Origin of the sequence: Acinetobacter minutum (genome assembly GCF_035916735.1) — a bacterium.
Lineage (GTDB): Bacteria > Pseudomonadota > Gammaproteobacteria > Pseudomonadales > Moraxellaceae > Acinetobacter.
This window is the reverse complement of sequence record NZ_JAQIHG010000001.1, coordinates 31,172-50,367: the sequence shown is the minus strand read 5'-3', so window position 1 is coordinate 50,367 and position 19,196 is coordinate 31,172. Positions and strand designations below refer to the sequence as shown.

The 19,196-nt window shown below is 39.4% G+C and carries 16 protein-coding genes; all 16 read right to left on the bottom strand.

The genetic code is table 11. The features are described from left to right. Positions 1–42 precede the first annotated feature (42 nt). On the bottom strand, positions 43–1,281 hold the full coding sequence (locus PAE54_RS00235) for a hypothetical protein (protein WP_326517975.1): 1,239 nt from the start codon (positions 1,279–1,281) through the stop codon (positions 43–45). After that, a complete protein-coding gene (locus PAE54_RS00230; RefSeq protein WP_326517974.1) occupies positions 1,278–2,330 on the bottom strand; it encodes a glycosyltransferase in 1,053 nt (350 codons plus the stop codon). Before PAE54_RS00230 ends, PAE54_RS00235 begins: the two co-directional genes overlap by 4 nt. Continuing rightward, entirely contained in the window at positions 2,323–3,312 is a 990-nt protein-coding gene (locus tag PAE54_RS00225) for a glycosyltransferase family 2 protein (protein ID WP_326517973.1), read from the bottom strand. The genes PAE54_RS00230 and PAE54_RS00225 overlap by 8 nt, the downstream gene beginning before the upstream one ends. Next, a complete protein-coding gene (locus tag PAE54_RS00220; protein ID WP_326517972.1) occupies positions 3,305–4,432 on the bottom strand; it encodes a polysaccharide pyruvyl transferase family protein in 1,128 nt (375 codons plus the stop codon). Before PAE54_RS00220 ends, PAE54_RS00225 begins: the two co-directional genes overlap by 8 nt. Next, positions 4,429–5,763 carry a Coenzyme F420 hydrogenase/dehydrogenase, beta subunit C-terminal domain gene (locus PAE54_RS00215; protein WP_326517971.1) on the bottom strand — a complete coding sequence of 445 codons (1,335 nt, stop codon included), beginning with the start codon at positions 5,761–5,763 and terminating at the stop codon, positions 4,429–4,431. Before PAE54_RS00215 ends, PAE54_RS00220 begins: the two co-directional genes overlap by 4 nt. A 7-nt stretch (positions 5,764–5,770) precedes the next feature. Then, positions 5,771–7,303, bottom strand: a complete 1,533-nt coding sequence (locus tag PAE54_RS00210) for an MATE family efflux transporter (protein WP_326517970.1) — start codon at positions 7,301–7,303, stop codon at positions 5,771–5,773. A gap of 40 nt (positions 7,304–7,343) precedes the next feature. Continuing rightward, complete coding sequence (locus PAE54_RS00205) at positions 7,344–9,191, bottom strand: polysaccharide biosynthesis protein (RefSeq protein ID WP_326517969.1); 1,848 nt, start codon at positions 9,189–9,191, stop codon at positions 7,344–7,346. A gap of 63 nt (positions 9,192–9,254) precedes the next feature. Then, complete coding sequence (locus PAE54_RS00200; protein WP_326517968.1) at positions 9,255–10,424, bottom strand: DegT/DnrJ/EryC1/StrS family aminotransferase; 1,170 nt, start codon at positions 10,422–10,424, stop codon at positions 9,255–9,257. Between the two features lie 26 nt (positions 10,425–10,450). Next, positions 10,451–11,104, bottom strand: coding sequence for an acetyltransferase (locus PAE54_RS00195; RefSeq protein ID WP_326517967.1), 654 nt, complete (start codon positions 11,102–11,104; stop codon positions 10,451–10,453). Continuing rightward, positions 11,097–11,708 carry a sugar transferase gene (locus tag PAE54_RS00190; protein WP_326517966.1) on the bottom strand — a complete coding sequence of 204 codons (612 nt, stop codon included), beginning with the start codon at positions 11,706–11,708 and terminating at the stop codon, positions 11,097–11,099. Before PAE54_RS00190 ends, PAE54_RS00195 begins: the two co-directional genes overlap by 8 nt. Before the next feature lie 4 nt (positions 11,709–11,712). Further along, entirely contained in the window at positions 11,713–12,852 is a 1,140-nt protein-coding gene (locus tag PAE54_RS00185; protein ID WP_326517965.1) for a glycosyltransferase family 4 protein, read from the bottom strand. Beyond that, positions 12,853–13,938, bottom strand: coding sequence for a glycosyltransferase (locus PAE54_RS00180; protein WP_326517964.1), 1,086 nt, complete (start codon positions 13,936–13,938; stop codon positions 12,853–12,855). It lies immediately after the preceding gene. Between the two features lie 77 nt (positions 13,939–14,015). Further along, positions 14,016–15,113, bottom strand: a complete 1,098-nt coding sequence (locus PAE54_RS00175) for a glycosyltransferase (RefSeq protein WP_326517963.1) — start codon at positions 15,111–15,113, stop codon at positions 14,016–14,018. Then, positions 15,114–16,628 carry a lipopolysaccharide biosynthesis protein gene (locus tag PAE54_RS00170; RefSeq protein ID WP_326517962.1) on the bottom strand — a complete coding sequence of 505 codons (1,515 nt, stop codon included), beginning with the start codon at positions 16,626–16,628 and terminating at the stop codon, positions 15,114–15,116. Between the two features lie 7 nt (positions 16,629–16,635). Then, positions 16,636–17,667: an NAD-dependent epimerase/dehydratase family protein gene (locus PAE54_RS00165; RefSeq protein ID WP_326517961.1), complete on the bottom strand. Its 1,032-nt coding sequence runs from the start codon at positions 17,665–17,667 to the stop codon at positions 16,636–16,638. 39 nt (positions 17,668–17,706) lie between these two features. Further along, complete coding sequence (tviB, locus tag PAE54_RS00160; RefSeq protein ID WP_326518077.1) at positions 17,707–18,984, bottom strand: Vi polysaccharide biosynthesis UDP-N-acetylglucosamine C-6 dehydrogenase TviB; 1,278 nt, start codon at positions 18,982–18,984, stop codon at positions 17,707–17,709. Positions 18,985–19,196: the final 212 nt, after the last annotated feature.

Sequence of the window (19,196 nt, the reverse complement as noted above, 5' to 3'; positions counted from 1 at the left end):
TCAATACACTATCAAAATGGGATAGATAATGATTTATCATCCCTATAATTTATCCATGGAAAATGATTTCTCAACATAAAAACCATAAGCCACAATTAAAGAATACGTAAAATATAAGAAGTACAGGTATATTGGATTCAATGACATGCTTGCAATCCAATATGTAAGAATCAAAAAAAGTAAAATACTATTACGATACAAAATAGATTTTATGAGAAAATATATAGAGGAAATCAAATATCCAAACAACCCAACAACACCAGAAAATCCCATTATAGAGTATATATTAACTTCGGTTGCTTCAGAACCAATTCCTCCAAAACCAAATAGAAAATAAAGCGGATCGAATGTCAAAAATTTAATCATGTAGTCTACTTGATGCATTCTTATAAAATATGATGGATCATCTGAGATATTACCAAAAAATATCGCATTACCTTTTCTATAAACCAACTCGCCAATAATATCAAATTGAGTATAATTTATATATATATAATACAAAACCCCAAAAACAACAGAAAACAAAACCAAAGAAAATAATTTAAATACATGTTTCGATGAATAGAAATATATTAAAAATGTTAAAAACAATAAGGCAAATCCTGTCGTTGTATTTTGAAATAAAATAGTTAATACCAAAATAAAAAAAGCAAATGCTTTATTAATGTTAGAAATATTTGAATATTTTAAAATAATTAACGATAAGCTTAAAAAACAAACATCCAATGTAGGATAACCAATACTTATTCTACCATACCATTTATTACCTAAAATATCGTATAAATTAGGAAAGAGAAAAAATAAAGTAATAGTTAAAACACTATAAATCAAGCTGAATGTAACAATTGATTTCAAAATAATATTTAAAGAAAATTTTTTCTTTTCCTGAAAAAGATAAGTAGCTGTATAAATTAAACAAAGCATACTAAAAAATTTCATCCACCTACCAATACCCTCACCATATAAATAAAATAAAGGCTTAGCAGTATTAGCCCCCCTCATATCTTGAATATACATATGATCTGGATAAAAAAAGAAACTTATAATAAAAGTATAAACAGCAATAAACAAAAAATAACTATATATAATAATCATCTCTCTGCTATATTTAATTTTTTTTAAAAATATAATTAATAAAACTGGAAATAATATAAAAAAATCACGTAAAAAAGAAAATGGGAAATAATTTTGTGTAAACCCACCTCTAACACCATCAAATATTGCAAAAAATATTGAAATAACAAACATACACAATATTAATTTGAATAAATTTATTTTCATTTAATTTCCTTACCTAATATTTCTAAAAATGTGGTATTATCTGAAAATAATTTATTTTTATCTATATAATCTACCATACCATCAACATTACTAGCTATTATATTAATATTCAGTGCTAATGCTTCCAACATGACTAAAGGCACCCCTTCATATCGAGAAGGTATTACAATTAGATCTGCTTTATAAGCTTCATCCCAAGGCTCAGACATCCACCCCCAATAAACAGTTGTTAATTTTTTTATGTTGGAAGCTAGTATCTTAAATTCATCAAGATCAGGGCCATCACCAATAATATTCAACTCAATTTTTCTGATTAAATTTTCATCTAATCTTTTAAGTACCTCTAACAACCTATCATGACCTTTATGAGAGAAGTAGACTCTGCCAATGATGAAAATTTTAAAAATTGATTTATCTTTATCATAATCTTTAATCTTTAATTTAAAAACATCAAGATTTCTAACTTTATTTTTTATAATCTTAACATTTGCTTTGTCATTATATTTCTTAATATCTAGAGCAGCTTTATTATATATAGTTATATAGTTATTACACCATTGATAAGCAAGTGTACCTAAAAAATCTCTTAATGGTGCTAAAAATTTATTTCTAGTCTTTGCAGTGTGGGTATAAGGTATATAAGAAATAATTTTACAATTAATAATATTAGCTGCGTGAGAGTAAATACTACCTAGTTCTATATCACCTTGCACTAAAATAATAGTATCAAATTTTTTATCTATATCTTTTAAAAATTTAATAGCTTTATTTATCAAAAAATAATTAAAATAAGCATGGAATATCTCTAACTTTTGTGTGGAAAATGGAATATCAATGATATCCAAATTTAAATTTAAGAAAATATTTTCAAGACAATTTAGACTCCTATTATAACAGACAGTAACCTTTCCACCACAGCCAATAATATCCTTTATAATTTGAATTGCCATTAATTCATGACCACCAACAATAGTTGATGGAAACATAAATATTGTATTTTTATAAGATAGACTCTCTACAGAATTTTTACCAAAAGTTTCTTTAAACATAAAAAACCTTAAAACTATACCTTTTTTTCATATTTTTACCTAATTTCTGAATTAAATATAATATGAAAAATAGATTTTTACTTGCCAAAAAAAATAATATCTTATGCCTATAAGAAATTTCACTCTTAAGTACATCTAGAGTATTTAACGTATTATATCTCTTCCATAGCTTTGGATCATATAAGTTACCAATATTAATTAAATTAATTATCGAATAAAATCTGGAATATATAAAATATTGGGAAAAATTACTATAAATATAATTCAACTTTTCAACTTCAGATGAAACATACATCTGGTTATGAATTTTCTTAATTGAATTATAAGTTTTTACCAAGCCAGAATCATTTACTCTATAGTAATAAAGACTTTTATTTAAAAATGAAACTTTATTACAATTATTCAGATATCTTAGTGTAAATAAAAAATCCTCCCACATATTTATATCTTTTTCGAACGAAATTAAATTGGAAAAAATAACTTCTACTTTAAATAGCTTATTCCATAAAGCACCATTTATTTTATGCTTTAGTAGCCCAATAATTAATTCTTCTTTACTGCAGATATTATTATGACTATAATTCTCTATACTCCCATCATTAAAAATTTTTTTATAATCGCAGATAACTATATCTGAGTTATCTCTTAAGGCGATTGAATACATATCTTCTAGCATCGACGATTCTAGCCAATCATCACTATCAATTTGTAATAAATATTTCCCTTTAATATATTCGAGACCTTTTTTTCTTACAGCCCCAACACCATTATTTTCCTGCCTTACCAAAGTTAAACGATCATCATGCTTTGCATATTTTTCACATATATTGAAGCTATTATCAGTACTTCCATCATCAATAATGATAACTTCATAATCTTTAAAAGTTTGTGATTTTAATGACTTCAAACACATATGCAAATGTTTCTCGGCATTATATACAGGAATAATTACACTTATGGCTGGCATCAATACATCACTCATTATTACTTAAAGCTAAACGAAGAAATAATAAAGATCTCTCTCTTTCTATTTTCAATAAACTGTTTACTTTCTCAAAATCTATATTTTTATAAATTAATTCTTCAGTAACATCATCTAAAGAAGTCACTAATCTATTTTCTAAATTAAAAATTTTCAATAATGATAAAAATCTTGTCGATCCACGCTCATTATTTGCTATAGAAATAAAAGGCTTATTAAAAATTATTGCAAAAACTGTTCCGTGAAATGAATCAGTCACAATAAATTTTGAATCCCTGAATGAGGCTAACCAGTCTTCTATTTTAGGATAAATATAATCTTCCGGATTTTTTATAAAAAAATCCGTTTTATATATTTTTTTGGGTTGCATACTGAATGTATTTAATTTCAGTTCTTTTTTTAACCTACCTAATAAAAGCTCTTTATCTTTTGAATTATCTAGTATGTATGTAAAGATTCCTTTTTGTTTTTTTTCTATATCTTCAGTTAAATTTATATAATCATTCAAACTTAATAAAAGAGTTGGATCAAGAACATGTTCCACATCTAGATTCAATTTTTCTGAGCATAATTTTACTGCACTATCTTCTCTTACAGATATTGCCTTAAATTTTTTTAATAATTTTTTTATTTCAAATGTCTTTTCATCATTGAATTGCCAAGTATCGATACCAAAAGATGCAGCATAAGCAATTTTTAATGTTGAATCATCCACGAAATTTAAAAAAAAGTTATCAATATTTGGAGAGTAGGCTTTCCGCCACACTTGGTCACTACCCACAATTACTGTGTCATATTGATTATTTTTAAAATTATTAATCAGTTCTTCTTCTGATAATATTATTTCAGAACGCTTTATATATTTTTTTATAAAAGAACTATGATTGGTTTCTCGTATTTCTTTTTCTTTCATAAAAAAAGGGAATTTTTCCTTTCTATTTAAAAGATGACTTTTAATAACTGCTAATATATATCTAGTTATGCTTCGCTGCTTCCATTGATAATCAATTGTTACTACCTCACTACCTAGAGAGGTAACAACCTGCTGCAATGCATAGGCTTGCAGAGTTCCTCCATAGTTTGTATGAAGCGGCTGCGTTAGAATTGCTACTTTTTTCATTTCATACCTAGCTTATTTTTAAATAACTTTATTAACTTCTGTGGCATATGGTGAATTTTAGTGTAAATTTTTAATTTGACAATTAATGGATGCATTAAAGCATTAAATTCAGCAGTATTTTTTGTATTCTTCCAATAGTATAAACTTTGCTCACGTGTCTTCATTCTTTGAGATTGTACTAAATCTAAAAAAATATTTTGTTTTAAAATAAACCTTTTTCTCTTATTAATCATGTCTTTATTAGAAAACCTGTCAATACGATAGTAGAGACCCTTATGTCTATGGTTAAAACTACCAGATTGTGACTGTATCATTCTTTCGAGTGAAATTTCATCCAAAGACAATTCTTTATTTATTAAACCATAATTTACCAATGATTCAGCTAATTGGCTGCGTGTTATTATTACACTATTTCCTCTACCAGATTTATCATATGGATCTATCCAGGCATCACCTAATGAAATATCAGCTAATTCATTCATTACATCATCACAAAAATCACATGCGTTTGATTTGAACAAGCCAGTTCCCCACATATCCCCTAAACTCAACATATCAACCATATGTATTCTGCCATTCTGATTATCTTTGCAAGAAAATTTATAATCCAAAGCAAAACTATCATTTTTCTTTACACGATACTGTACTGATGAATATTCAGCATTACATCCAGCAGACTGTGCTAAAAAATCCGTATAATATTTACTTTTCAATCCACCACAAATGATTCCCACAACGAATGGTATTTTTTCTTTTAATATTGGATGCTTTACTTGCTTTAAACGTATAGCTTTTACAAAGCAGGAAACTCCTGATACAGCTACTTTACCTTCAATATTATCAATTTCTTTGAATAATTTCTCTAAAGTCACTGGCATATAACGTGTTTTAGATATTTTTCTAATATCATCAATGTCACTACATAATTGATATTCAAAACCTTCGCTAGTTTCTTTAACAATAAATAAATGATCCACAACTTTATTATTTATTATTTTTTCAAATATATAAGTTGCTATACCACCTGAGGAAGAAGTTTCTCTATATTTATTACTATATCCTGCATAAAGCCCCTCGTAAAATCCGATTCTATCATTATAGTTTTTACTCGTTTCCTCAAATAATATTTTTCCTAGTTCATCCTCATTTTTTGTATTTGGATTAAAAGGACACACAGTATACATCTCGTCAGTAGTAGATAGTTCAGTCAACTTAGGAACTAGAAAATTTGACTCACTCCATACCATTTTTGAGGTCTTACTTTTATCTTCTGATATACAGACCCCACATCCAGTACAAAGCTCATTTTTTAAAATTCTGTCAATACTCATACCCATCTCAATATTTCAACTTTTTAAATACAATAAATTTTAGTTTTAGCTTATCAGATTCATTTAACCCTATAGTGTATACTAACAACATACTATAAAGGCCAAATGAAATCATGAAACACATAAATTCAAATAACTCATTTGGTATGCCAAAACTATAATTATATAGAAATATACCAATAAACATTAATAGCTGTACAAAAAATACAGGTTTTAATACTTTAATGACATAATTTTTAAAATTATAATTCGTCAATTCAATGAAAAAAAACATTCTGACAAAAAAAGCTATAATAGAAATACATATAGGCGTAATAAATATAATTTTTGATGAGAAACCTAGACAAAAGAAAGCATATGAAATTGGAATATTTAATAAAAGCAGAGTGCCTACTATTAACTGTGTTCCTTTAATATTACCAGTAGCTTGAATAGCTGATATAATTAATATTGAAAATGACTCAACTAAAACTAAGATAAGACCCAATTGAGTAAACTGAACTGCATAGTCAGGTACAATTTTTAACCATAACTTTAAAATATATTCCATACAATAAATTAGAGGAAATGCTACTATCGAAAGACATATCATACAAAATTTTGTGCCATAATCTATCAAGTTAAAATAACTATTAAAATCCCCCTTAGCATAGTTTTTATAAATCTGCGGATTAATAGCATTGGAAACTGAAGATAACAGTGTGGATATGGCTCCCATTACAGTTAAAGATATTGAAAAAGCTGCATTTATCATGAGACCAAAAAAAATATTTAATACTACATTAGCACCTTGATTTCTCATTACAACTGACAAGTTACCTATTAGATTCCAGCTCATAAATTGGAGCATATTTTTCATTAATGATTTTAACTGATTTAATTCAACAAAATTAAAGATCATCACTCTTCTAAAACTAGAATAACAATATAATATATGAATAATAAATATTAAAAAACTTACGAGCGTCAACAAGAATGAATAAAAAACAACCTTGTTAAAATCAAATAAACTTAAAAAATATACAACCAGTAATTTTAGCAAGCCATCTATAATTGCCAAATAAGCAAATGCTTGCATTCTCTCATAAGCTGTAATCAAAGATGAAAATGGAACTTGTAATATAGATATAAAAATACTTAATATAGAAAAATTATAAACAACTAATGCTTCCTTCTTATAAGACTTAATATTTAAAACATTGTCTAAAAGGTAATCTCTTAACAAATATATTAAAGAACAAATAAATAGCGCAGCTATAATATGTATATATATGCTTGAAATAAATGTATTTTTTAGCCTAAAAAGATCATCTTTGCCAATATCAATACTTAAAAATCTTTGCGTTCCTGCAAGTAAAGCACTATTAACAAATGCAAACATTGCTACAATACCAAATACTACAGTGTATAAACCAAATCCTTCTGCCCCAATTATGGACATTACTTCTCTAAGCGTATATAAAGTTACTGAGGTTAAAAATACTGTTCTGCTTAATAAAAAAATTGAATTTTTAACTATTTGCTTATTGTTTGAAACCACTTAAATATCCATTGTTCAAGTTTAAATTAGTCTATCAAAATTATATACGATAACCCTCTACATATTTTTTCAAGTTTTCAAATAAGTTTGGAATTTCCGACTTGTCATGATAATCATTTTTCCATTCATTAAAAACCATTATAATTTCATTATATGGATAAAAAATTTCAAACGATTTTAAAATACGCTCATGATCGGTCTTCTCTACATTCTCCTGATCAATCAACAATTCTTCATACAATTTCTCACCCGGACGCAATCTGGTAAACTGAATCTCGATATCACCCAATCCATTTTCATCAATGGGACGGAAACCACTTAAACGAATCATCTGTTTAGCCAAATCCACAATTTTTACCGACTCTCCCATATCCAGCAAAAATACGTCACCACCCGTACCCATAGCTCCTGCCTGAATCACCAGCTGTGCAGCCTCAGGAATGGTCATAAAGTAGCGTGTCACTTCCGGATGAGTCACCGTGACCGGTCCGCCTTGCGCAATCTGCTTTTTAAACAACGGAACCACGGAACCCGAAGAACCCAATACATTACCAAAACGTACTATACTGATTTGAGTTTTAGGTTGGGTTGACGCCAAACCCTGACAGTACAGTTCCGCCATCCGTTTGGATGCCCCCATGACATTGGTCGGGCGCACGGCTTTATCGGTGGAGATTAAAACGAAGGTTTCCACCCCTTGCTTCACCGCTGCATCGACACTGCGTGCAGTGCCAATCGAGGTATTATAAATGCCTTCAAACGGATTGGCTTCCACCAATGGTACATGTTTGTAGGCTGCGGCATGATAAACCGTTTGTACCTGATACTCGGCAATAATGCGTTCCAATTTGTTCTGATTCAGTACAGACCCCAAGACCGGTAAAATTTTTACACCTGAAGTTTGTAATTCTTTATCAATGCTGTACAAAGCAAATTCTGACAACTCATAAAGAATTAAAAGCTTAGGTTCGTTTTTAATAATCTGACGGCAAAGTTCGGAACCAATCGAACCACCGGCTCCTGTCACCAGTACCACTTTATTTTTAATATTTTTTTCCAGCAATTCCTGTTTGGGTGGCACAGGATCACGACCCAGCAAATCAATAATATCTACTTCGCGAATGTCAGACACCTGGACTTGTCCATCAACCAACTGGGTAACGCCCGGCAATTCCATAATTTTGACATCAGCCAGCTCAAAGGATCCGATGATCTCTTTTTTACGTGCCCGACTGACCGAAGGCATGGCCAACAAAATTTCTTCAATATGAAATTTGCCTAATTTACCCAAGGCTTTTTTCGGCGCATAAATTTTTAAACCGCTGAGGGACTGACCATACAACGAGGCTTTATCATCAATAAAACAAATTGGCAGATAATCATCAGATCGATGCAAGGCAGCCGCAATCTGTTGACCTGCAAGCCCTGCGCCATAAATGGCCACCCGCTTACGGTTCTGTTTTTTGGCAAAAGTGCGCAGCGTGGCATAACGAATCACCGCACGGCTCCACCACATGTAAGAGAACAGCACAAAGCCGTACATGAGTGGAATACTCATGGGAATAAATGCCAGATTGAGTTTTTTTATGGCATATAAACCCACAATCTGGATAAAGGTCGCAATAGATAAACGCAGTAAATAGTCTTCGTTAAAGGAACGGACAATGGCGCTATAAATACCCAATAAGGTAAAAACCAGAATGCCAAAAACGCCCACATAGACATACCAGAAATCAAGCCCCTGCATGACTGCAACGTTTGGCGTTGCCAAACGGAGGGCATAGACCAGCCACATGATCACAGGCAAAATACAGATATCCATCGCCACTAATACGATTTGTTTTTGGCGACGCGGCAAAGATGCTAAATATCGGATGATGTCTTTCACAAAGGGCTCTAAATCGGTAAAAGTCAGAAAACTGAATGGCGCATATTATACGCCCATTCCGCTTTAAATATCTGCCATCACCGTCTGAATTGCAGTCACGGTTTTTTGCATGCTCTGTTCAGACAAGGTGGGGTGTACCAGGAACATCAGGCTGGTTTCTCCCAGCAGCTGGGCATTTGGCAGACGCTGAGCTGGACGCCATGGTGTCTCGTCAAAAGCATGTTCTAAATATACTTCAGAACAGGAACCGCTAAAACACGGTACGCCCAGTGCATTGATTCCCTGCATAATCCGATCGCGTGACCAGCCTTCAGGTAAGGCCTTAGTATTCACCTGCACATAGCATTTATATTGCGCGTGAACATACTCTGTTGAGGGCTGATGCACACTGAAATAAGCACTGTGTGCAAAAGCGGCTAAAATCTGTTCAGCATTTTCAGTACGTTTTGCGGTCCATTCCGGCATCTGTTTCAGCTGGATGCGCCCGATCACCGCCTGCATTTCCATCATGCGCCAGTTGGTGCCAAAGGAATCATGCAACCAGCGGAATCCCGGCGCATGCTGTTTATGATAAACACTGTCGTAATTCTTGCCATGGTCTTTATACGACCACATTTTTTCCCACAGGTTCTCGTCATTGGTAGTGACCATGCCGCCTTCGCCACCGGTGCTCATGATCTTGTCCTGACAGAATGACCATGCGCCAATATGACCGATGGAACCGGCAGATCGACCTTTATACTGAGCGCCATGTGCCTGAGCACAATCTTCAATCACATACAGGCCTTTTTCTGCTGCCAGCTGCATAATCGGGTCCATATCGCACATCCAGCCCGCCAGATGCACACAGATAATCGCTTTGGTGTTCGGGGTCAGCACCGCTTCAATGGTGCGGCGGGAAATGTTTTGCGAATCCAGCTCGACATCGGCAAACACCGGATTGGCCCCTGCGGTCACAATCGAACTGGCCGAAGCCAAAAAGGTGCGCGAGGTAACAATCACATCATCTCCGGCGCCGATGCCCAGGGCTTTCAGCGCAACATCTAGCGCCACTGTGCCATTGGCCAAGGCCACCGCATATTCGGTTCCGGCAAACTCGGCAAATTCTTGTTCAAATTCACGGCATTCTTGCCCGGTCCAGTAATTGACCTTATTTGAAAGTAAAACCTGGGAGACGGCATCCGCTTCTTGCTGGGTAAAGCTTGGCCACGGCTCAAATGCAGTGTTTAACATGATGTTTCCTGATTAAAGACAAAGAATTATTTCTTTAACATACGGGCAGGATTCCCCACCACCGTCATACCCGGCGGTACACTCTTGGTCACCACCGCCCCCATACCGACAATAGCACCTTGACCAATGACCAAAGGCTTGTCAGGAGTCCCCTGTTTAATCACGGCGCCCGCACCAATGTAGGCATGATCTTCAATATGGATATTGCCGTTACATTTTACACCCGGCGCGAAGGTCACGTAATCACCAATCACGCAATCATGTTCAACATAACTGTATAAATTGGCATGAAAACACTGACCGATTTTAATGTTGGAACCGAGTGTGACAAAAGGACTTAAGGCTGCACCCGATGCAATGTCCACCTCATCCATGATGACGGTAGTGTTGGCCTGTACTGACCAGAGCTGAATATTGTCACATTGCAAGCGCTGCGCGATTTTTTCCCGGACTTGGCTGTTGGCAATCGCAATTAAAACAAACTTATTCTCAGCTTGCAGGGCCTTAAACATTTGATAATTCACCGCTGGATGCCCATTAATTTCAGTGGCTTGCGTCAAACTGTCATCAATAAAATAGATGGTGGCCTGAATACCCAAACAGGCCAAATGTTCACGTGCAACCGGCATCAAACTGCGACCACAGCCAGCAGCACCATACACCGCATAGAGATCAGTCATCTGCTTTATCCGTTTTAGTACCGGTAAATTTGCTCATCGTGGCCTCGCCTTCAGCATTGATATCATCCTTGGCGATGACTTTTTGCACGGTTTTCAGCATGATTTTCATATCCAGCCACAGCGACTGATGCTCTACATACCAGGTGTCCAGCCTGAATTTTTCTTCCCAGCTAATGGCATTACGCCCATTGACCTGAGCATAGCCCGTGATTCCCGGACGGACATTATGACGCTTGGCCTGCTCCGCATTGTATAGCGGCAGATATTCCATCAGTAAAGGACGTGGCCCGACAATACTCATCTCACCTTTCAGCACATTCCAGAGTTCAGGTAATTCATCCAGACTGGTGGAACGCAACATTTTACCAAATGGCGTTAAACGTTCACTGTCTGGTAAGGGATGACCCTGAGCATCGACCGCATCTTTCATGGTGCGGAACTTGATCATCTCGAAGGGCTTGCCATCCAAACCCGGGCGCACTTGACGGAACAAGACTGGAGAGCCCAAATTCTTTTTAACTTTATGCGCCACCAGTAACAAAACCGGTGACAGAAGGATCAGTGCAATCGAGGCGATCAGGATATCGAAAAGACGTTTCAGCATCGGGTTACATTCCCATTTCACGTATCATGTGCGCATTGACACGATGCACATCATATTTATTCACTGCGACTGCCCGTGACTGTTGTCCCATGTCCTGTATTAAATCGGGTTGTTGCATAAAATTTTCCATGGCCTGAACCAAAGCCTCAACTGATTTCACCGGCACCAGAAAACCATTTTCCCCATTCACCACCGTTTCCCGGCATCCCGGCGCATCGGTGGTAATAATCGCACGGCCCATCGCCATCGCTTCCAGAACAGTTCGTGGGGTCCCTTCACGATAAGAGGGCAACACATAGATGGAGCTCGCTGCAATTGCAGGTTTTACATCACTGAGCTTACCCCAGAACTGAAGACGGCCATCGGCAATCCAGCTGTCCAGTTCAGCTTGGGCAATTGCGGTCGGATTATCGTCAATCCAGCCCACCAGATGAAATTCTGCTTCAGGATACTGCTGTTTGATCTGCTTGGCTGCTTCAGCATATTCACGCACGCCTTTATCTGTCAACAAACGCGCAATCAATAAGAAGGATGGTTTAGGCTGACCATTTAGCCCTTCAGGTAAAGGCATCACTTCAAATTCTGCGACATTGACCCCTGAACCATTCACCACAACTGTGGGTACGGCGGGGTTCAGCAAATGCATTTTTTGGAACAGGGCTAAATCATCCGGATTCTGAAAAAACACCTTATTCGCATGTTTTAAAGCCTGTGCATAGAGCCCATGCACCAGACGCTGAAAAATACTGCGCTGAGCACCTGCCTCCACATTTTGAAAGGCATAACCTAATCCGGTAATCAGGGCAAAACGTTTTGGCACTTTCGTCAGTGAAGCAGCCAACATGCCATAGATCACCGGTTTAATAGTATAAGCCAGCACGGTATCCGGTTTGATCTGACGCATGAGCTGCAATAAAGCCCACAAGGTTTCCAAATCACGCACGGGATTGGTCCCGGTGCGTTGCATCGGAAGATCATGCAACACATAACCGAGCTGTTGTAGCTTGGCTTTTTCTTCGGCATAACTGTCCATATCCGGGCAAGCGACATGCACCTGAATGTTTTTGGCCGCAATCGCTTCAAGCAGCTTGCCACGAAAATTCAGTACCGATGGCAAATAACTGGCGATAATCAAAAAGCTCATTTAGGCAATGTTCCACACATGCAGATAGTTCTGGCGAATGGCCTGTATTGTAAAATTTTCTTCTACCCGGCTTCTAGCGTTATTTTGCTTTTGTTGTTTTTCTTGCACTGACAGTTCTAGATACTGAAGAATCGAGGCTGCCATCTGTTTAGCATCGCGTGGCGGCACCACATAGCCGGTATCTGCGACAATCAGGCCGGCATCCCCAACATCGGTGGTGATGCAAGGCACGCCTGAGGCCATCGCTTCGACCAGCACGTTGGGAAAACCTTCGGTAATGGATGTCATCAGGAACACATCGAGAGAGGCGTAAAAATTTGGCATATCCTCGACCTGATCCAGCAGTTCCACCTGCGTTAAATCTGCCTGATACTGTTCAAATAAGGCCATCAACTCCGGATTACTGAGGTTGGCCCCCCGGCCCGCAATTTTAAACTGCACCGGATAGCCACGTAATTGTGCAATGGTTTCGACAAGATAAGGATAGCCTTTGGCCGGATGAAAACGACCAGCGAAACCCACCTCTAAGGGTGAATGTTCAGCAAAAGAGTGAAACTGAAAACGCTCGATTTCAATCCCGTTGGGAATCACACATTGCTGCGAATTACGAAAACCAAAGGCCTGATGTTGCTGCAACGCAGACTGTGCACAATAAATAATACCGCTGGCAAAACTGGACAGATAACGGCTGAGTTGCAGTGCAATTTTAGTGCTGCGCGATTCTTCTTTGGGTGAAGCCAAGGAATGATGGATGCCCCAAAAGACCGGTGGTTTGACTTTCAAACCCATGGTACTGAGTGTCGTCAGCACATTGGCATGGTACATCCAGCCCTGGATCACATCCGGTTGAATATCCCGAATGATTCTACGCAACTTGAAAATGCTTTGCAGGGTATTCAGACCATTCCAGTGCAAGGCATAATATGCTGTGCACTGCTGTAAAGCCGTATGATAGGTCTGATTAATTTGCATTAATGCCACCACATAATGCTGGCAATCTGGCTGTGCCTGAATCAGCCGTGACAGCATCATTTCTGCACCACCCACCGCCGCAAAATTGGTAATCACATGCAAGACTTTTTTCACGGCGCAATCTCGTTATGGCACAGCAGGAGCGCAACATTATAAAGCAAAATTCCCAGCCCTATCAGACGACAGGATAATTAATCCAGCAGTTGCTCATACGCTTGAAAAGCACGTTGCTGCTGGAATTGCTCGAATAGCGGCTGAGCATTCACCTGATACTGCTCAGGGTGTTGTAGAACGGCAGTCATCGCTTGCGCCAACGCCTGCACATCATTGACTGGCACCAAGGTGCCATAGGCACCATCATGCAAAATTTCCCGGGGTCCGTGTGGACAGTCGGTACTCACCACCGGCACACCACAGGCCAGCGCTTCAATCAGCACCGTCGGTAAACCTTCACTATGCGAACTCAGCACAAAAACATCGGCCTGAGTCATCCACTGGTAGGGGTTGTCACTAAAGCCCAGCAGGGCAATATCTTCGGCATAATCACTGGCCTGTATGAGCTGTTCCAGTTCGGCACGTTTTTCGCCTTCACCCAGAATCACCAAACGGCAAGGCCGAGTTTTCCTGACTTCAAGAAAGGCCTGGATCAGTAAAGGAAAATTCTTCACATCCACCAGACGTCCAGCACCGAGCACAATCGGAATATCCTGCCCCAACCAGGGATGCTGTAAGGGCTGGATTTTTAACTGCTCGATTCGTTCGAAATTGATCGGATTGTAAATGGTGGTGATCTTGTGCCGGGGCAACGCTATTTGCTGCGCCAGATCATCCGCCACGCCATTGGATACTGCCACCACATGCCGGGCAAAAGGGTACAGCCATTGCATCAGTTTCGGCACCAAACGTGCGCGACCTTGCAGATCCTGACTGGTCGCCCCAAGTGTACCATGCTCGGTAATAATCAGTTTCGGCTTATTTGATCCCATCAACAGGCTGGCCAGAAGGGCAAAAATATTGATGTAGTTCAGTGCAGAAATCACGGTTTCAGGCTGATGATGGTGTAAGTAGCGATAGAAATGCCAGAAACCAAAGGCAGCTCGCTTGGCCTTTAAATCCACAATCTGAATACGCGGATCCAAGTCCTGAATAAACTTGCCTTGAGCATTTACAAAGACAAAATCCACGGCATAACCCGCTTTGGCAAACTGATTGGCCAGTGCAATCATCACACGTTCTGCACCCCCACCTTGCGCCCAGCGCATAAAAAATGCCAGTTTCTGTCCTTTCATTTATTGCCCCAATTTCAGCAAGGTTTTCATTTTTGTGCGGAATGCTGCAATAAAGCAGAGCGCACACAGCAGCACCAGCCCGCCAAAAACGATTAACTGCACCACTTGCAGGAAGGCATTGCCCAGCCAAGGCTGCAACCAGACTATCCCTTCATGCAGCACATAAGAAAAGGCAAAACTGCCCAGCAGAATTTGCAGCACTGACCAGGTCCAACGCAAAGGATGTTCCAGGAATTTACGGTTGATCCACAGGGTCCAGCTAAAAAACCACAGCATATGCAGGCTCATCCAGACATACCCTGCACCGATGCCACCATAATGCTGCGCGGCATAGTACATCAACGGCAGCATCAGACTGACAAACAACAGATTCCCCCAGAAATGGTACTTGACCTGACCAAAGGCATATTGAATGTAGTAGGTAAATGCGTTCAGCGCCAGAAAGGTATTGCCGAGCATATACAGACGTAAAATATCCGCCACATGGCTGCTGAGCTGAGGATTACCCGACCATAAACGGATAATAGTTTCCGCATTCCAAAACACAGTAATCGCGATGGTTCCCACCAGCACGGTGACAAACTGCGCGACCTGTCGGTAAGTCTGATTTAAGCGTTCGATCTGCTGTTCAGCATGTAAGGCTGTCAGACGTGGGAGAATCACATTGCTCACCGGTGTCGACACCATATAAATCACGCTGGCCAGCAAAATCGCAATCGAGAAATAGCCATATTCGGTTAAAGGCAGGATGCCGGATAGCAGCATTTTATCCGACTGCGAGACAAACACCCAGAGCATGCTGCTCGCGCCGGAAAACAACGCAAACTTAATAATTCTGGATAAATAACCCGGTTCATCGACAGCTTGCTGGGTTTTCGTCGCTTGCATCAATTTCAAAATACGCTGATGGGCCAGCAGCAGCACACTAAACTCCAGTATGGCCACCGCTAACTGGTACTTAAAAAACACCAGAATGCTGTATTCAGTGAAATACATCACCGGCAATACCACAATAAAACGCAAGGTATTGAGGATGATATTAAAACTGCTGATCCAGACGATCTTCTCAAAACCCTGCAGCACACCGCGATAAATGCCACCCAGACAACGCAGTCCAATACTGACAAACATTATCTGCAAACAGGTCATCACTTCATCGAGAGGTAAACTGGCTATCTTCAGCCAGGAATGCGCAATCTGTTGCGACATCAGCAACAAGGCACTGACACCCGTAATCGAGAGGGCTAAAAAAATCAGGTGAATACTGCGGTAGAGCTTCTGATAGGTAATTGCCTGCAACTGGCCGCTTTTATAGCGCACGGTTTCGCGAATCAGGGTTTGGCTCAGGCCAATATCCAGCAAATAAAACCAGGACTGTAACAGAGTGAAAAAGGCGATCAGGCCATAAGCCTCACCGCCCAGATAGGCCAGATACAATGGCATCACGACGATGCCGATCAGGCCATTATACAACTGACTAAGATAATTGACCGCGAGGTTGAGCTTGAGCGCCACAAAGTGTTTATCCTAAGTGCTTATGTGCGACATACCACGGCATGGCTTGAGCAATTCCTTCAGCAATCCGGAATTGTGCAGCATATCCCAATAAATGACTGATTTTGCTAACATCTGCCTGAGAATGACGCACATCCCCAGCCCGGAAATCTCGATAAATCGGCTCTTTGTTATAAGCCACGCCATTGTCATTTAATGCGGCTTTAATGGCATTAAACAGGTCATTCAGTGTGGTGCGATCACCGACCGCCACATTATAAACCTGGTTTTTGGCTTCATCATTTTGTGTAGTGGCTGCCAGGATATTAGCCTGTACCGTATTTTCAATAAAACAGAAGTCACGGCTGGTTTCACCATCACCGTTAATAAATACCTCTTCACCCTGAATCATCGCAGCGGTCCATTTTGGAATCACCGCAGCATAGGCACCGTTCGGATCCTGGCGTTTACCAAACACGTTGAAATAGCGCAGGCCAATCGTTTTAAAACCATAGGTTTTAGCAAACACATCGGCATACAGCTCGTTGACGTATTTAGTCACAGCATAAGGTGAAAGTGGTTTACCGATACGGTCTTCCACTTTTGGCAAGCCGGGATGGTCACCATAGGTCGAACTGCTTGCGGCATAGGTAAAACTTTGTACTTGGGCATCACGTGCGGCCACCAGCATGTTTAAAAAACCGGTGATGTTGGCACTGTTGGTGGTGATGGGATCGGCAATGGAACGCGGTACGGAACCGAGTGCAGCTTCATGCAACACATAGTCCACGCCAGCACAAGCCTGCTGACAGGTCTCCAAATCACGGATATCGCCTTCAATAAAATGGAAGTTCTGCCATTGTTCTGCGGTGACTAGGCTCTGCACTTCATCCAGATTGTACTGGTGACCGGTGGCAAAGTTGTCCAGCCCCACCACTTTCTGATCCAGCTTGAGCAGGGTTTCCAGCAAATTAGAGCCAATAAAACCCGCCACACCCGTGATCAGCCAGGTTTTTGGGCTTTGTTGCAATTGTTCGCAGATCGTTTGATATGGGCTCATGACATTCTGACTCTAAATATGGATGGGAGGGCTTGGCAATTATAACCGCAGGTCGGTTTCGGACGCTGCCAACACATACTTCAAGTCATACAGCACATGATTCTGTTTGCCCAAGGCACGAATCTGTGCAGCGCCCATCTGCTTGAACTGTTCATGTGCCACGGCCAATACTACTGCATCATACACGCCTGCATTCAGGCTCTGTACCGGGGTAATGCCATATTCATGCTGTGCCTCAGCCACATCCACCCATGGATCATAGACATCCACATCAATATGGTACTCTTGCAGTTCTTTCACAATATCAATTATTTTGGTATTACGAATATCTGGGCAGTTTTCTTTAAAGCTCAAGCCTAAAACCAGCACTTTCGCGCCTTCTACCTGAATGCGTTTCTTGATCATGCTCTTGACCAGTTGGGTCACCACATAGGCACCCATTGCATCATTCAAACGGCGGCCCGCCAGAATGATTTCCGGATGGTAGCCAATCGCTTGTGCCTTATGGGTCAGGTAATATGGATCGACTCCGATACAGTGACCACCGACCAGGCCTGGACGGAACGGCAGGAAGTTCCATTTGGTGCCAGCAGCCTTGAGGACATCTTCGGTATCAATGCCCATTTTATTAAAGATCAACGCCAATTCATTGATCAAGGCGATATTGACATCACGCTGGGTGTTTTCAATGACTTTTGCTGCTTCAGCGACTTTAATGCTTGGAGCTTTATGTGTACCCGCTTCAATAATCAGCTTATAGACTTGGTCAACAAATTCTGCGACTTCCGGAGTAGAGCCTGAGGTGATTTTCAGGATATTGGTCACGCGGTGCAGTTTGTCGCCCGGGTTGATGCGTTCCGGACTGTAGCCGGCAAAGAAGTCCTGGTTGAACTTCAAGCCAGAGACTTTTTCCAGCACCGGAATACAGGCTTCTTCGGTTGCACCAGGATACACGGTGGATTCATACACCACGATGTCACCCTGTTTCAGCACCTGGCCAATACTGGTGGAGGCCTTGATCAGTGGCGTCAGGTCGGGCTGTTTGTAATCATCGATCGGGGTCGGCACCGTGACGATAAAGAAATTGCAGTCTTTTAAATCATCGAGCTGTGCCGTGTAGCTCAGCTGGGTCGCCTGTTGTAGTTCTTCCGGGCTGACTTCCAGGGTATGGTCCTGACCACGATTCAGTTCATCAATGCGCTTCTGGTAAATGTCAAAGCCCACAACCGGAACCTGCTTGCCAAATTCTACGGCCAAAGGCAGTCCCACATAGCCTAAACCAATGATTGCTATTTTTAAATCGCCAAGCTGTAACATGGAAGGAACCTTCATACCGTGGGTCATCTGCAGAGATGACAGTCTATCTAGAGTGAACGAAAAATTAGGCCGTTTTAACGCGGCTAAATATAACAGAAAAAGCAGGGCTGGTTATAAAGCGCTATAAACAACTTATACAATCCGTTATAATTTTGACGCATTAATCACGTAAACTAGCCACCAAATTTTAAAACCAGCAATTTTTCAAATAT

What these genes read in the sequence shown, in the direction of transcription:
- PAE54_RS00195 (WP_326517967.1), bottom strand. Translation starts at nt 11,104, where the DNA reads ATGACTGATCTCTATGCGGTGTATGGTGCTGCTGGCTGTGGTCGCAGT.
- PAE54_RS00225 (WP_326517973.1), bottom strand. Translation starts at nt 3,312, where the DNA reads ATGAGTGATGTATTGATGCCAGCCATAAGTGTAATTATTCCTGTATAT.
- tviB (WP_326518077.1), bottom strand. Translation starts at nt 18,984, where the DNA reads ATGTTACAGCTTGGCGATTTAAAAATAGCAATCATTGGTTTAGGCTAT.
- PAE54_RS00185 (WP_326517965.1), bottom strand. Translation starts at nt 12,852, where the DNA reads ATGAGCTTTTTGATTATCGCCAGTTATTTGCCATCGGTACTGAATTTT.
- PAE54_RS00220 (WP_326517972.1), bottom strand. Translation starts at nt 4,432, where the DNA reads ATGAAAAAAGTAGCAATTCTAACGCAGCCGCTTCATACAAACTATGGA.
- PAE54_RS00175 (WP_326517963.1), bottom strand. Translation starts at nt 15,113, where the DNA reads ATGAAAGGACAGAAACTGGCATTTTTTATGCGCTGGGCGCAAGGTGGG.
- PAE54_RS00230 (WP_326517974.1), bottom strand. Translation starts at nt 2,330, where the DNA reads ATGTTTAAAGAAACTTTTGGTAAAAATTCTGTAGAGAGTCTATCTTAT.
- PAE54_RS00235 (WP_326517975.1), bottom strand. Translation starts at nt 1,281, where the DNA reads ATGAAAATAAATTTATTCAAATTAATATTGTGTATGTTTGTTATTTCA.
- PAE54_RS00165 (WP_326517961.1), bottom strand. Translation starts at nt 17,667, where the DNA reads ATGAGCCCATATCAAACGATCTGCGAACAATTGCAACAAAGCCCAAAA.
- PAE54_RS00190 (WP_326517966.1), bottom strand. Translation starts at nt 11,708, where the DNA reads ATGCTGAAACGTCTTTTCGATATCCTGATCGCCTCGATTGCACTGATC.
- PAE54_RS00200 (WP_326517968.1), bottom strand. Translation starts at nt 10,424, where the DNA reads ATGTTAAACACTGCATTTGAGCCGTGGCCAAGCTTTACCCAGCAAGAA.
- PAE54_RS00215 (WP_326517971.1), bottom strand. Translation starts at nt 5,763, where the DNA reads ATGAGTATTGACAGAATTTTAAAAAATGAGCTTTGTACTGGATGTGGG.